The sequence below is a fragment of the Enterobacter sp. genome, from assembly GCF_977039595.1.
On sequence record NZ_CDRQYH010000043.1, the window covers coordinates 1 to 13,717 of the forward strand.

General features: G+C 55.0%; 18 protein-coding genes and 1 pseudogene. 7 read left to right on the top strand and 12 right to left on the bottom strand.

Annotated elements, in window-relative coordinates; all coding sequences use genetic code 11:
* Positions 1-122: 122 nt before the first annotated feature.
* The 9 genes and pseudogenes from ACWYRJ_RS13675 to mdtH form a co-directional block, all read right to left on the bottom strand.
* A pseudogene (locus tag ACWYRJ_RS13675) lies at positions 123-293 on the bottom strand (YceI family protein); the annotation flags it as partial.
* A 1-nt stretch (position 294) separates the two neighbouring features.
* A complete protein-coding gene (locus tag ACWYRJ_RS13680; RefSeq protein ID WP_455508082.1) occupies positions 295-861 on the bottom strand; it encodes a cytochrome b in 567 nt (188 codons plus the stop codon).
* 208 nt (positions 862-1,069) lie between these two features.
* Positions 1,070-1,183 carry a YceO family protein gene (locus ACWYRJ_RS13685; protein ID WP_032639612.1) on the bottom strand — a complete coding sequence of 38 codons (114 nt, stop codon included), beginning with the start codon at positions 1,181-1,183 and terminating at the stop codon, positions 1,070-1,072.
* 60 nt (positions 1,184-1,243) lie between these two features.
* Complete coding sequence (gene solA / locus ACWYRJ_RS13690) at positions 1,244-2,362, bottom strand: N-methyl-L-tryptophan oxidase (RefSeq protein ID WP_455508083.1); 1,119 nt, start codon at positions 2,360-2,362, stop codon at positions 1,244-1,246.
* A gap of 116 nt (positions 2,363-2,478) precedes the next feature.
* On the bottom strand, positions 2,479-2,733 hold the full coding sequence (bssS, locus tag ACWYRJ_RS13695; protein ID WP_008500827.1) for a biofilm formation regulator BssS: 255 nt from the start codon (positions 2,731-2,733) through the stop codon (positions 2,479-2,481).
* A 273-nt stretch (positions 2,734-3,006) separates the two neighbouring features.
* Positions 3,007-3,252 (bottom strand): DNA damage-inducible protein I, encoded by a 246-nt coding sequence (gene dinI, locus ACWYRJ_RS13700; protein WP_008500826.1) that lies wholly within the window; start codon positions 3,250-3,252, stop codon positions 3,007-3,009.
* A 74-nt stretch (positions 3,253-3,326) separates the two neighbouring features.
* A complete protein-coding gene (pyrC, locus tag ACWYRJ_RS13705) occupies positions 3,327-4,373 on the bottom strand; it encodes a dihydroorotase (protein ID WP_455508084.1) in 1,047 nt (348 codons plus the stop codon).
* 127 nt (positions 4,374-4,500) lie between these two features.
* Positions 4,501-5,061, bottom strand: coding sequence for a lipoprotein (locus tag ACWYRJ_RS13710; RefSeq protein WP_455508085.1), 561 nt, complete (start codon positions 5,059-5,061; stop codon positions 4,501-4,503).
* A 123-nt stretch (positions 5,062-5,184) separates the two neighbouring features.
* On the bottom strand, positions 5,185-6,393 hold the full coding sequence (mdtH, locus tag ACWYRJ_RS13715; RefSeq protein ID WP_455508086.1) for a multidrug efflux MFS transporter MdtH: 1,209 nt from the start codon (positions 6,391-6,393) through the stop codon (positions 5,185-5,187).
* 236 nt (positions 6,394-6,629) lie between these two features.
* On the opposite strand from mdtH, the gene rimJ reads away from it, so the two are divergent.
* The 4 genes from rimJ (at position 6,630) to murJ (ending at position 10,465) form a co-directional block, all read left to right on the top strand.
* Positions 6,630-7,214, top strand: coding sequence for a ribosomal protein S5-alanine N-acetyltransferase (rimJ, locus tag ACWYRJ_RS13720; protein WP_008500822.1), 585 nt, complete (start codon positions 6,630-6,632; stop codon positions 7,212-7,214).
* A gap of 9 nt (positions 7,215-7,223) precedes the next feature.
* On the top strand, positions 7,224-7,874 hold the full coding sequence (locus tag ACWYRJ_RS13725; protein WP_249575910.1) for a YceH family protein: 651 nt from the start codon (positions 7,224-7,226) through the stop codon (positions 7,872-7,874).
* Positions 7,875-7,876: 2 nt separating this feature from the next.
* Positions 7,877-8,800, top strand: coding sequence for a Gfo/Idh/MocA family protein (locus ACWYRJ_RS13730; protein ID WP_455508087.1), 924 nt, complete (start codon positions 7,877-7,879; stop codon positions 8,798-8,800).
* A gap of 129 nt (positions 8,801-8,929) precedes the next feature.
* The gene (gene murJ, locus ACWYRJ_RS13735) at positions 8,930-10,465 is read left to right on the top strand and encodes a murein biosynthesis integral membrane protein MurJ (protein WP_455508088.1); all 1,536 of its coding nucleotides are present in this window, start codon (positions 8,930-8,932) and stop codon (positions 10,463-10,465) included.
* Between the two features lie 59 nt (positions 10,466-10,524).
* Here murJ and flgN read toward each other — a convergent pair whose 3' ends face one another.
* The 3 genes from flgN to flgA form a co-directional block, all read right to left on the bottom strand.
* Entirely contained in the window at positions 10,525-10,950 is a 426-nt protein-coding gene (flgN, locus tag ACWYRJ_RS13740; protein ID WP_008500818.1) for a flagella biosynthesis chaperone FlgN, read from the bottom strand.
* Between the two features lie 4 nt (positions 10,951-10,954).
* Entirely contained in the window at positions 10,955-11,248 is a 294-nt protein-coding gene (gene flgM / locus ACWYRJ_RS13745) for a flagellar biosynthesis anti-sigma factor FlgM (RefSeq protein ID WP_455508089.1), read from the bottom strand.
* 93 nt (positions 11,249-11,341) lie between these two features.
* Positions 11,342-12,001 (bottom strand): flagellar basal body P-ring formation chaperone FlgA, encoded by a 660-nt coding sequence (gene flgA, locus ACWYRJ_RS13750; RefSeq protein ID WP_111965532.1) that lies wholly within the window; start codon positions 11,999-12,001, stop codon positions 11,342-11,344.
* A 157-nt stretch (positions 12,002-12,158) separates the two neighbouring features.
* Between flgA and flgB the strand changes: the two genes are divergently transcribed.
* The 3 genes from flgB to flgD are packed head-to-tail and all read left to right on the top strand — an operon-like array spanning position 12,159 to position 13,705.
* Positions 12,159-12,575 (top strand): flagellar basal body rod protein FlgB, encoded by a 417-nt coding sequence (gene flgB, locus ACWYRJ_RS13755; RefSeq protein ID WP_023311135.1) that lies wholly within the window; start codon positions 12,159-12,161, stop codon positions 12,573-12,575.
* Between the two features lie 3 nt (positions 12,576-12,578).
* Complete coding sequence (flgC, locus tag ACWYRJ_RS13760) at positions 12,579-12,983, top strand: flagellar basal body rod protein FlgC (RefSeq protein ID WP_008500814.1); 405 nt, start codon at positions 12,579-12,581, stop codon at positions 12,981-12,983.
* An 11-nt stretch (positions 12,984-12,994) separates the two neighbouring features.
* Positions 12,995-13,705 carry a flagellar hook assembly protein FlgD gene (flgD, locus tag ACWYRJ_RS13765; RefSeq protein WP_111965533.1) on the top strand — a complete coding sequence of 237 codons (711 nt, stop codon included), beginning with the start codon at positions 12,995-12,997 and terminating at the stop codon, positions 13,703-13,705.
* Positions 13,706-13,717 lie beyond the last annotated feature (12 nt).

Consider the following 13,717-nt stretch of genomic DNA (forward strand, 5'->3'; position numbering starts at 1 on the left):
ATGGCCCTGGTACGAGCGCTGAACAAAATGACGAAAGCAGGTATGCCTGAAAGCGTGCGTATTGCCTGAAAACACAACCCGCTACGGGGGAGACTTACCCGAAATCTGATTTATTCAACAAAGCCGTCAAAATCCTTAAAGGTGCCGTACAGCCAGCTGTAGCCCAGGTGCTGAATACGGAAATTGACGAAAGCGTGCTGGCCCTCTTTATCAATTTTATACTCCGCCGCCACGGCATTACCGGCGGTGAATAACAGAGAACCCAGGGCGATACCCAGCAGGTGTTTTTTCATTTTATGCTCCAGAGTCAACTGACGAGCGGCCAAGCATGCGCTTTAGCGTATCGTCTTTATCAATAAAATGGTGCTTGAGGGCGGCAAGCCCGTGAAGTACGGACAGGATCACCACGCTCCAGGCAAGCCAGAGGTGAACTACCCCCGCCGTATCGGCCTGCGCCCCGGCATCGCTAAGCGTTGCCGGAACCTCGAACAGGCCAAAAACGTTAATCGGCTTACCGTCAGCCGTCGAAATGAGATAGCCGCTAATCAGGATGGCAAACAGCAGCGCATAGAGGGCAATATGCGCGGCGACTGCACTAAAGCGGGTAAATTTGCTGTGAGACGTTGGCGCGGCGGGCGGCGGGGAGATATGTCGCCAGATCACTCGGAAGACCAGCCCCAGCATCAGCAGGACACCAATACTTTTATGCAACTCTGGCGCCTGGTGATACCAGCCATCGTAATAGCTGAGCGTGACCATCCAGAGCCCAAGTCCAAACATACCGTAGACGGCAAGAGCAAATATCCAGTGCAAACTTATGGATATTATTCCGTAGCGCCGGGAGGAGTTACGCAATTGCATCAGAATGTCCATTTTCATATTAACCGAAAGGTAAAAATGAACGGGAAGAGGTGATATTGCAACTGAAATAATTGTCTATTGATTTTTATTTTATTTATTTCAGCGTTTTTGAACAGGATCAATAAATGTAATTCAATGTCTTCGTGCAAGATGAAATTGAGAGTTTCAGCAAAGCTAAATAAACGTCAATTATTGTCAATCATGGTTTTCAATAAAATACGATGTAAACAAAATCAATAATGGCCAGCAGCGCCCACAGTAAGATATAGAGCATAAAATGCTCGCGAATATTATTCATAAGAAAGTTAACGATCCTGCGCATAACGCCCCAACATGCAGTGTAAATGAAACGGGCTCCGGGACGTCCGGAGCCCGTGGCGGATTATCCGTTAAATCGCGAGAGGGAGAAGGGCGTCAGATCAAACTGCGGCGTGATGCCCTGGGCAAACTGCGCGGCGATTTCACCCAGCACGGAAGCAAACTTAAAGCCGTGGCCGCTCAGCCCGGTAATCAGCAGGACGTTGTCATGCCCCGGCAGGGTGTCAATGATAAAGTCTTCATCCGGCGTGTTGTCGTAGGTACAGGCCGCGCCATACAGCAAGCCACCGACGCCTGGAAGAATATTGCGCAGGAACGAGAAGGCCTCTGAACCATCCTGTGGGAAGGCGCCGAAGGGCTTACGCTCGTCAGGAGAGGCGATAGCCTGGCCACCGTTGTGTTTACCGATTTTCAGCGCGTCTTTCTCGGAAGGGAAACCGTAGAACTGATCGCCATTCGGCAATTCGCCGGTAAAGGCCGGGAATTTATTCTGCGCGCTGTAGCGCCCATCCGACTGGAACCAGGAGAAGACCTTACGCACCGGCTGGACAGGCAGTTCCGGCAGCAGGCGCGTGACCCAGGTTCCTGCGCTGACGAGCAGGCGGGACGCTGAATAGTCGCCGTCAATAGTCGTTACCGTGACGCCATTCTCGTCATGGGTGATAGCCTCTACCGGACAGTTAAACAGCTGCGCGCAGCCGGCTTTCGCGGCAAGATCGATCCAGGTTTTGATCGCTGTTTCACAGTGCAGCACGCCGGAGTGGGCTTCAAAGAGGCCAATGTAATCGTCGGGGACGGTAATTTCGGGCCAGCGCGCGGTAATGCCCGTCGCGTCCAGCTTCTCGACATCAAGATTAAAGGCTTTTGCGCTGCGCTCGACGCTGGCGAGAAAATCAGAATGAGCAGGGCCAAGGTTGATAACGCCGGTACGCTCGAAAATACGCTCTTCGGTCTGCTTCGCCAGCTCGTCCCACAGCGTCTGGGCGCGAAGCACCAGCGGTACATAGCGCTCGCCTTCTCCATACGCATGGCGCATGAGGCGGGTATCGCCATGATGGCTGCCCTCCGAATGAGGAGGAAGGTGGGCATCGATCATCAGGACCTTCAGGCCTGCCTGTGTTGCGTAATAACCGGCGGCGGAACCCACGGAGCCGCTACCAATAATGATTAAGTCGTATTTCATATGCATCTCATAAACTGACGTTTTGTTAGCAGAGTAATTAACAACGCGGGGTTAGACAAGGGAGAAATAAATAAGGCACCGCGAGGGTGCCTGTAGAGAGAAAAGTGGGCATAAGCTTAGTGCCGTTTATACTCATTTTCCTGATAGTCGCCAGATTCTATTTTTGCAATACCTGCTTCTAAAATAGAAATAAACTGACGGGCGACGTCTGTTGTTAGCCACAGCGTCTGTCCAACTTCCGCTTCTTCACGGTTGAGTTGATTCGGGGTCTGGTAGTGCAAACGCAGCATCAGCGCATCGTAGCTATCTACGGTACTGATATCCCAACCAACCAGTGGATGGGTCTGGATCACTTCACTATTCTTTTCCATTATAACCCCCTTAATGCGTGTTAGAAGACAACGGCTTTGAGGTTCAATGCATGTTTTTCTGAAAGCATCTTCAGTATACCAAGTAATAAGGGTTCCGACGGGAAAAATAAACAGCTGGCAACACATTTTTCTGCTTTTTAGGATTGTTCGAACAATAAAACACCATCTTGTTCACGATTCTTAAAGAAGATGCCGAATTAATTTGAACTTGCAGGATTTTTAGACAAAAAAAAGCCGGGGCGACCCGGCAAAAAACACAATGAGGGAGCAGTGTTAATCTGTGATAAACCAGTCGTCTGCGCTTTCCCACGTTTCCTGCAGGATTTCGCTGATGCGATCTTTATCTTCTTTCGCAGCACCAATGACGGAGAGGTTGTTCGCCGCGGCGTAACGCACCGTTACGGCACCCGCGTTATCTGGAAAGGTGTTGTTAATACGGCGGGATAATTCGCCTGCCAGTGCATCAAGCGCGCCGGCAGGCAGAACGGTAGTTTTGGCTATGGTGACTTCAATACGCATAAATGCCCCCTGTGTAATATACTGTTTATTTATACAGGTATATTATCTTTTTGACAACAAGGGGGATTGATTTTTTAACGTTTTACCGTCCAGCTTACGGTTTCGCCCGCCAGGAATGGGATCAGCGTATCATCCGTCAGGGCAATGGACTCCTCAACGTGGCTCGCTTTACGCTCCAGCTCGATGAAGGTGTCGTTGACCGGCAGGCCGTAGAAGCGCGGGCCGTTAAGGGAGCAGAATGCTTCGAAATGTTCCAGCGCGTTCATCTCTTCAAATACTGTTGCGTAGCTGGCAAGCGCCGTTGGGGCGTTGAAGCAGCCTGCACAGCCGCAGCTCGCCTCTTTACGATGGCGGGCGTGAGGTGCGGAGTCGGTACCGAGGAACGCGCGGGAGAACCCGCTGGCGACCAGCTCGCGCAGCGCCTGCTGGTGGATGTTGCGTTTGAGGATAGGCAGACAGTAGAGGTGAGGGCGCACCCCGCCCACCAGCATGTGGTTACGGTTAAACATCAGGTGCTGTGGCGTAATGGTGGCAGCGATAAGATCGTTGCCGTCACGCACGTACTCTGCCGCGTCTTTGGTGGTGATATGCTCAAATACCACCTTTAGGGCGGGCAGGCGCTGGCGCAAAGGCTCCATCACGGTCTCGATAAAACGGGCTTCACGGTCGAAGATATCAATCTCCGCGTGCGTGACTTCACCATGGACCAGCAGCGGCATACCCAGTTTCTGCATGCGTTCCAGAACCGGCATGATGGCATCAATGCTGGTGACGCCGTGGCTGGAGTTGGTGGTGGCGTTCGCCGGGTAGAGTTTCGCTGCCGTAAAGACGCCTTCGTTAAACCCACGCTCCACTTCGTTCGGGTCCAGCGAGTCGGTCAGATAGCAGGTCATCAGCGGGGTAAAATCGTGTCCCGCAGGCACGGCATCCAGGATGCGCTGGCGATAGGCTATCGCGGCATCGACGGTGGTGACTGGTGGAACCAGGTTAGGCATGACAATCGCGCGGCCATAACTTTCGCTGGTATAAGGCACGACGGTTTTCAGCATATCGCCATCGCGCAGATGGATATGCCAGTCGTCAGGGCGGCGGATTTTAAGAACCTGGGGTTGTGCAGTCATGGAAGCTCCGGCTTGTCAGGAATCAGTCATAAGGATGGCTGTTTTTGCCGGACACAAATCATAAGCGGAAACGTTTTCGTTTGCACACTTTTCCGTGAAAAAAAAGGGCGCCGCAGCGCCCTTCAGGTTAATCGGTGAAAGGAATGATAATTTCGCCCGGTTTCACCTCTATGCCTTTTGCGTATTTTTTCGCCAGGGCTTCACCCTTGCTTTTGTCTTCACTTAAGACGTACGCGGGCTGCTGGTTAAAATAATTACGCAGCGACTGATTCAGATAGGGCATCAGGGTTTGCAGAACCGGTGCCATCTTGTCCGGAGACACCTTCGCATCGACCACTTCCATCTCCTGCAGGAAAATCGCCCCTTTCTCTTTGTTGAAAACAGGGAGTGCCTTCAGCTTGAGCTTGATGTTGGCTTTCTGATTGCCAAAGAGGGAGGACATATCGAGGTCCGCATCACCGGCCAGGGTGACTTTGTTTGGCTCTTCACGTCCGATCTGGCTACTCAGGTTTGTAAGCACGATATGCGCGTCTGCCAGCCCCGGCACGCCAATGTCTTTCGAGAAATTGTTATGTTTTTCCAGCGCCTGATTAATTTCCTGTTCACTGACGGTATATTGCGTGAGCTGGTTACAGCCAACGAGCAGGCCGCTGACAACTAATGCAGCGGCAAAGACAATTTTCTTCATACTGTTCCTCAACGAAAAATCGGCGCTTCTGTCCTGTTACGCCAGTATGTCAGCGTGAATGGGCAGAAACCAGCAGAAAAAACTGAGAAGTGGGGCGGGAGAGGCTCCCGCCCGAGGGAAAGGCTACGCGCCAGGCTCGAGCATGCCGCTCGCGCTGCGTTTCTGGCTGAACTGCCACCACAGGGCGAGTAGCGTCATAAAGCCCACCGCGCCCAGCATCATCCACGGGAGTTCAGGTTGATTTAACGCTTTGCCGGCATCAAACAACCAGCCGCCCCCGGCGTAACCTAATGCCCCGCCGAGCGCCAGCCCCAGGCGGCTGAACCCCATATAGCTGCCGCGCGCACGCGCATCCGCAAGCGAGGCGCTCAGCGTCTCACGGGCAGGCTCGGCGATGATTGAGCCAATATAGAACGTGCAAATCAGCGTAAACAGCTGCTGGAGCGTGTTCACCAGGCCGATCGGCATCATGCTCAGCGTCATCAGAAACAGCCCGGCCATCAGGCGATGTTCCAGACGAAAACGTCGCTCGCTCCAGCGGGCAATCGGATAGAGCAGCGTTAACGACAGGCAGGCTTCAATGGCGTACATCCATTTTACGGCTGCAGGCGTGCCCGCAATATCGTTAACCATGATCGGCAGCATCAGCATGACCTGTACGGCCAGCATGTAGTATCCCGTCAGGGTCAACACATAGGTGACAAAACGCCTGTCGCGCAGGACCCGGCCAAGCCCTTCCCGGACCGGTGCTTTGACCGTCGACAGCTTCCAGGCGGGCAGGAACAGGCCATTAAACAGCGCGCACAGAATAAAGAGCACCGCCCCAGCCGCACAGACCAGACGGAAGTCATACTGCAGCAGCCAGCTTCCCAGCAGGGCGCCGACAACCGCCCCGGCACTGTCCTGCATCATCAGAATCGAGAAGAAACGGCCGCGGTGCTGAGGGCGAATCAGCTTCACCACCAGTGCGGTACGTGGCGGATCGAACAGCGTGCCCCCGATGCCGGAGAGAAAGCAGGAGAACCAGAGCAGCCAGGGCTCCTGGGCGACCGCCATCGTGGCAAACCCTGCCGCGCGTAGCAGCATACCGGTAACGATCATCGGTTTAGCGCCAAAGCGGTCGGCGATAGCCCCGCCAAAGACGCCCAGACCCTGCTGGACAAACTGGCGTAGCCCCAGGGCAATGCCAACCATTAATGCCGCCCAGCCCATTTGATCGACAAAGCGGATCGATATAAGGGGAAAAACGACAAAAAAGCCGAGCACGACCAGCATGTTATCGACGAGCAGGAAATATTTACCCAGGCTCCTGGCCTGTGATACGCGGGACATTTTCCCTCCAGGGAAAATAAGATGGTGAGCACGCTAACATTCTGCGGTGTCGCCGCGTTTTTTCCCACCCCCGGGCGTGACAATATTTTTTTATCAAAAGGGTGCTTTGATAGAGAGTTCTCATCGAAAATAGTGAAAAGCGACCAAAATGGTATGTCACTGTTTTCACAGACGGCGCAGGCGCAGGTATAGTAAAGCTAATGGGTAAGCAGAAGTGACGGGAAGGAGTGGGATCGATGTTTGGCTATCGCAGTAATGTGCCAAAAGTGCGTCTGACAACGGACAGGCTGGTCGTTCGTCTGGTGCATGAGCGTGATGCCTGGCGTCTGGCGGATTATTACGCCGAGAATCGCCAGTTTTTAAAACCCTGGGAACCCGTTCGGGATGAGAGCCATTGTTACCCTTCCGGATGGCAGGCGCGCCTCAGCATGATTACGGAATTTCACAAGCAGGGCAGCGCGTTTTATTTCGCGCTGCTGGATCCCGAAGAGAAAGAGATTATCGGGATCGCCAATTTTTCAAACGTGGTGCGCGGGTCGTTTCACGCCTGCTACCTTGGCTACTCCATCGGCCAGAAATGGCAGGGGCAGGGGCTGATGTACGAGGCGTTAACGGTGGCGATCCGCTATATGCAACGCACGCAGCATATCCATCGCATCATGGCGAACTATATGCCGCATAATCAGCGCAGCGGCAATTTGCTGGCCCGTTTAGGGTTCGAGAAAGAGGGTTACGCCAAAGACTATCTGTTGATTGACGGAGAGTGGCGCGACCACGTTCTGACGGCGTTAACCACCCGGGACTGGACCGCAGGTCGTTAAGGAGAAAAGATGAAGTATCAGCTAAACGGTACAGAAGCGCGCGTGATTGGGTGCTTACTCGAAAAACAGGTCACCACGCCGGAGCAGTATCCGCTCTCCGTCAACGCCGTGACCATGGCCTGCAACCAGAAAACCAACCGCGAGCCGGTGATGAACCTCAGCGAGCATGACGTTCAGGACGTGCTGGATGCGCTGGTAAAACGCCACTATTTGCGCACCGTCAGCGGCTTCGGCAACCGCGTGACCAAGTACGAACAGCGCTTTTGTAACTCCGAATTCGGTGACCTGAAGTTGAGCAGCGCGGAAGTGGCGGTCATCACCACGCTGCTGCTGCGCGGGGCGCAGACGCCGGGGGAACTGCGCACGCGCGCTTCCCGTATGCATGAGTTCAGCGATATGCAGGAGGTCGAGCAGACCCTCGAAGGGCTGGCTTCTCGCGAAGACGGCCCGTACGTGGTGCGTCTGGCGCGCGAGCCGGGCAAACGTGAAAGCCGCTATATGCATCTGTTCAGCGGCGACGTCGATGTCGCTACCGTGGAGAGCGACGCGGTATCCTCAGCAGGCGCAGACACTCTTGCCGCGCGCGTAGAAGCGCTGGAAGAAGAGGTCGCCGGGCTGAAACAGCGTCTGGATGCCTTGCTGGCACATCTGGGAGACTGACGGTGAAAAAATTACGCGTAGGCGTGGTGGGGCTGGGCGGCATTGCGCAAAAAGCCTGGCTGCCTGTTTTAGGTGCGGCGACGGACTGGACCCTGCAAGGGGCATGGTCACCCACGCGAGAAAAGGCAGAACGTATCTGCGAAACCTGGCGCATTCCGTACGCTGCCTCCCTGCAGGGTCTGGCCCGCGAGTGTAATGCGGTTTTTGTGCATACCTCAACGGCAACTCACTATCAGGTGGTGAGTGAGCTGCTCAATGCGGGGGTTCACGTCTGCGTGGATAAACCGCTGGCGGAAAATGTTCCGGACGCGGAACGTCTGATCGAACTGGCGGCGCGCAAAAAACTGACGCTGATGGTGGGCTTCAACCGCCGCTTCGCGCCGCTTTACCAGCAGCTTAAGGCGCAGTCGGGCACGCTTGCCTCGCTGCGAATGGATAAGCACCGTACCGACAGCATTGGGCCAAACGATCTGCGGTTCACCCTTCTGGATGATTACCTGCATGTGGTGGATACGGCGCTGTGGCTGACCAACGGTAATGCGCAGCTGAAAAGCGGCACCCTCGTGACAAACGATCAGGGGCAAATGGTCTACGCTGAACACCACTTTTCCGTTGAGCATCTTCAGATTACCACCAGCATGCACCGTCGGGCGGGTAGCCAGCGTGAATCCGTGCAGGCGGTGACCGACGGCGCGCTGTACGACATTACGGACATGCGCGAGTGGCGGGAAGAGAAGGGCAACGGCGTGGTGACGCTCCCGGCGCCAGGCTGGCAGAGCACCCTCGAGCAGCGCGGTTTCGCAGGATGCGCCCGCCACTTTATCACCTGCGTGCAAAATCAGACGGTTCCTGAAACGTCCGGCGAGCAGGCCATTATGGCGCAGCGCATTGTAGAAAGGCTCTGGCGCGATGCCATGAGTGAATAACTCGCTGTAACATCTGCGGATAGTAATTCGTTGAAATCCGGGTAGACTAAGCGCCGCTTGTAGGCTTTGCCGGGTGGCGCTTACGCTTGCCCGTCCTGGAAATCCGTATGGTTCTGGAAATTCACGTTAATGAACTTATTAAAATCGCTGGCGGCCGTCAGCTCGATGACCATGTTTTCCCGCGTGCTGGGTTTTGCACGCGACGCCATTGTGGCAAGGGTATTTGGTGCAGGGATGGCCACGGACGCCTTTTTCGTCGCCTTCAAATTGCCGAACCTGCTGCGTCGTATTTTTGCTGAAGGGGCGTTTTCCCAGGCATTCGTGCCCATTCTGGCGGAATATAAAAGCAAGCAGGGTGAAGACGCGACGCGCGTCTTTGTTTCTTATGTCTCCGGATTGCTGACGCTGGCTTTAGCTGTGGTGACCGTACTCGGGATGCTGACCGCGCCCTGGGTAATTATGGTGACCGCGCCCGGGTTTGCCGATACGGCTGACAAATTTGCCCTGACCTCGCAGCTTTTGCGCATTACTTTCCCCTATATTCTGCTCATCTCGCTGGCTTCGCTGGTGGGGGCTGTCCTGAATACCTGGAACCGCTTCTCTGTACCGGCGTTTGCGCCGACGTTTCTCAACGTCAGCATGATCGGTTTTGCCCTCTTCGCCGCGCCGCACTTCAACCCGCCGGTGCTGGCGCTGGCCTGGGCGGTCACCGTCGGCGGCGTGCTGCAGCTGGCGTATCAGCTACCGCATCTGAAAAAAATTGGCATGCTGGTGCTGCCGCGCATCAATTTCAAAGATGCCGGGGCGATGCGCGTGATCAAGCAGATGGGGCCCGCCATTCTCGGCGTCTCAGTCAGCCAGATCTCGCTTATCATCAACACCATCTTTGCCTCTTTCCTCGTGTCCGGTTCGGTTTCCTGGATGTACTACGCCGACCGCCTCATGGAATTTCCGTCCGGGGTGCTGGGCGTGGCGCTGGGGACCATTCTGCTGCCGTCGCTGTCGAAAAGTTTTGCCAGCGGCAATCACGATGAATATTGCCGCCTGATGGACTGGGGATTACGTCTCTGCTTCCTGCTGGCCCTGCCAAGCGCTGTGGCGCTGGGTATTCTGGCTAAACCGTTAACGGTGTCGCTCTTCCAGTACGGGAAATTCACCGCTTTTGATGCTGCCATGACCCAGCGCGCGCTGATTGCCTACTCGGTCGGATTGATGGGGCTGATCGTCGTCAAGGTGCTGGCGCCAGGGTTCTACTCGCGTCAGGACATCAAAACGCCGGTGAAAATTGCCATCGTGACGCTGATTATGACGCAGCTTATGAACCTGGCGTTTATTGGTCCGCTGAAGCATGCAGGCCTGTCATTATCGATTGGTCTGGCGGCCTGTCTGAATGCCGGGCTGTTATACTGGCAGCTGCGCAAGCAGGATATTTTTACGCCGCAGCCGGGCTGGGGGAGTTTCCTGGCGCGTCTGATCGTTGCGGTACTGGTAATGTCTGCCGCGCTGCTTGGCATGATGTACGTGATGCCGGAATGGTCCCTGGGCACCATGCCTTACCGTCTGATGCGGCTGATGGCCGTGGTAGGCGTCGGGGTGGTGGCTTATTTTGCCACGCTCGCGGTGCTGGGGTTCAAAGTGAAAGAGTTTGCCCGCCGTACGGCATAAACGCCAAAAGGGGAGTTCACCTTATGGTGCTCCCCGCTGCATGATTTGTCGCTCAGGCGTCAAATCGAAATCTTTTTAACTCCCGCAATACGCGCAGTCGCTGTCTGACCATCCGCACCGTACAGTCCGGTTTCTTTATGCGGTTTCAATACCTCAAGCGCCTGCTGGTTACGCTCAATCTGCCCTTCCAGTAGCCAGCCGTTGTGCTGGTTAAGATCGCGCAGATGCTGGGTTTTTTCGGTAATGGTTTGCCAGCGCTCAATAATATCGTCATTGGCGCTACGCTTAGGATCCTGCTCAGCGCGGCGCTGCTGCTCCAGATAATCCAGCGTCGCCAGGAGTGAACTCTTATCTTCAGTAATACGCTGCAGCGCACTGCCGTTGATGTGACCGGAAGAGAGATGCTGTTGTTCAGCGTCCATTACCGTTTTCAGGTCGTTAAGAACAACCGTCATTTGATCCAGTATTTCTGACAGTCGACTCATACGGTTAGTTACTCTGTAAGAAACTCTGTGCTTCCTGAATCAGGGCGTCAGCGATTTTGCTGGTGTCCATTTTCAGCTCACCGTTACGAATAGCCGTTTTCAGCGCTTCAACACGTTCCATATTGATATCGTTGCTGCCTGGCTGCATCAGTTTTGCCTGCGCGTCGCTCAGGGTAACGCTGGTGCTGTTGGACGTTGACGGTTTTTCCAGACGCGTTTTCTGCGCAGGAGCGTCATTCGTTTCGCGAGGTTGTACAGCGCTTATCGGCTTCAGGGCTGATGTACGATCAATGCTCATAGTGTTGTCCTCATCGAGGGTTCGCGGCGTTTGCGCCTGATATCATCATTAGTGGAATATTTATCGGCACGCGCCGCGAAATCTTTAAAAAGATTATAGGTTAATCAGAATATTCCCATCAGAATCGACGGTTCCGCTCACCACCTGGCCTGAGGACATTCTGACGCGGGCGTTTTGCGCAACCGCGGCATTGTTTAACGCTTTCCCTTCACTGTTGATGCTAAAGCCATCTCCGTTGGCCACCACCATCACCTGTTGACCCGCTTTTACCCGCCACGACTGACGCAGCATTGAAAGCTGTATCGGCTGGCCGGGGGCGACATCACGCAGGCTGACGGCGTCCTGTGCCTGGTTCATTTCAAGCATGGTGCGTGGCGGCAGCTGATCCAGACGCCCGCGTTTTAACGTCACGCTGTTCGTCTGCAGGACGCTGCCGCGCGCAATGGGCACGGCGGCGACAACATAATTGCCCGTCGCCTGAACTGCAACCTGTAAATAGCGTTTTTCGTTCGCGCAGCGTGCCAGCACGTTCACATTCCCCCACAGCCTGGTAGTCCCCGTCACGCTGAATGACGGTTGGTCACAGGTTGGGTACAGATTCGGTGGGGTGCGCACGGTAACGTTAACCTCGTCGGAAAAGCCCGCCAGCTTTTCAGCAAAAAAAGCCGTCAGCCGATCCTGTAAGCCATCAGCCTGCACCAGAGGGCTAAACAGCAAGAAAGTTGCCACCAGGCCACGTTTTAACGTTTGCATCGCAAGTTCCACCGTTTCCAGAATTGAATGAATTCTACCTGCAGTGGTTTTGCATCAACGCAATAAATAGCGACGCATTTTGCGCTTATTCCGTCGATAGGGGAGACCTGGTGAGATTTAAGCTGTGAACTGAAATTTTGCCATCAGCGGAGGAGACATGCTCGATAAACTCGACGCCGCGTTACGTTTTCAGCAGGAAGCGCTCAACTTACGCGCCCAGCGGCAGGAGATTTTAGCCGCCAACATCGCTAACGCCGATACCCCGGGGTTTCAGGCGCGCGATATTGATTTTTCCAGTGAACTCAAAAAGGTGATGGAGCGTGGACGTGCCGAAGGAACGGGTGTTGCACTCGCCATGACATCCTCTCGCCATATTCCTGCTCAGGCGATGACCGCGCCAGCGACCGATTTACTTTACCGCATTCCCGATCAGCCCTCACTCGACGGTAACACCGTGGATATGGACCGGGAGCGTACGCAGTTTGCCGATAACAGCCTGAAATACCAGACGGGCCTGACCGTACTCGGCGGACAAATCAAAGGCATGATGAACGTCCTGCAGGGGGGGAACTGATAGATGGCCTTGTTGAATATTTTTGATATTGCCGGTTCGGCGTTAACCGCGCAGTCCAAACGCCTGAACGTGGCCGCCAGTAACCTGGCGAACGCCGACAGTGTAACCGGACCCGACGGCCAGCCTTATCGTGCCAAACAGGTTGTCTTTCAGGTCGATGCGGCGCCAGGCGCTGCGACGGGCGGTGTGAAGGTGTCTGATGTGGTAGAGAGCCAGGCGCCGGACAGGCTGGTGTATGAGCCGGGTAACCCGCTCGCGGATGCCAGCGGATACGTGAAAATGCCAAACGTGGATGTGGTGGGTGAGATGGTGAACTCCATGTCGGCTTCCCGTAGCTACCAGGCCAACGTCGAAGTGCTTAATACCGTGAAGAGCATGATGCTCAAAACACTCACTCTCGGCCAGTAAAGGAGACATGCATGTCCATCGCCGTAAATGTGAATGATCCTACGAACTCGGGTGTTAATAACACGAAGAGTACGACGGGTTCTAACTCCCTGACCGGGAGCAATGCCTCCGATCTTCAGGGCAGCTTTCTGACGCTGCTGGTGGCGCAGCTTAAGAACCAGGATCCCACCAACCCAATGCAGAATAACGAACTGACCACGCAGCTTGCGCAGATCAGCACCGTGAGCGGCATTGAGAAGCTCAACACTACCCTCGGTGCCGTTTCCGGCCAGATTGGCAGCAGCCAGTCTCTGCAGGCCGCGAGCCTGATTGGTCACGGGGTGATGATCCCGGGAACCACGATTCTGGCGGGCACCAGCACCACTGAAGGGAACACCACAACGACCACCACGCCGTTTGGCGTTGAGCTGCAGCAGGCGGCGGAGAAAGTTACCGCAACCATTACCGACAGCAACGGCACGGTCGTGCGCACCATTGATATCGGTGAGCTGAAGGCGGGCGTTCACACCTTTACTTGGGATGGCAGCCTGACCGACGGCACTAAAGCACCAAACGGTTCTTACAAAGTAGCGATCAGCGCCAGCAACGGGACGACCCAGCTGGTGGCGCAGCCGCTGCAGTTCGCGCTGGTCCAGGGCGTGATTAAAGGAAGCGACGGCAACAAACTGGATTTGGGAACCTCTGGTTCCACCACACTCGACGAAGTTCGGCAGATTATCTAAGCCTTAACACTT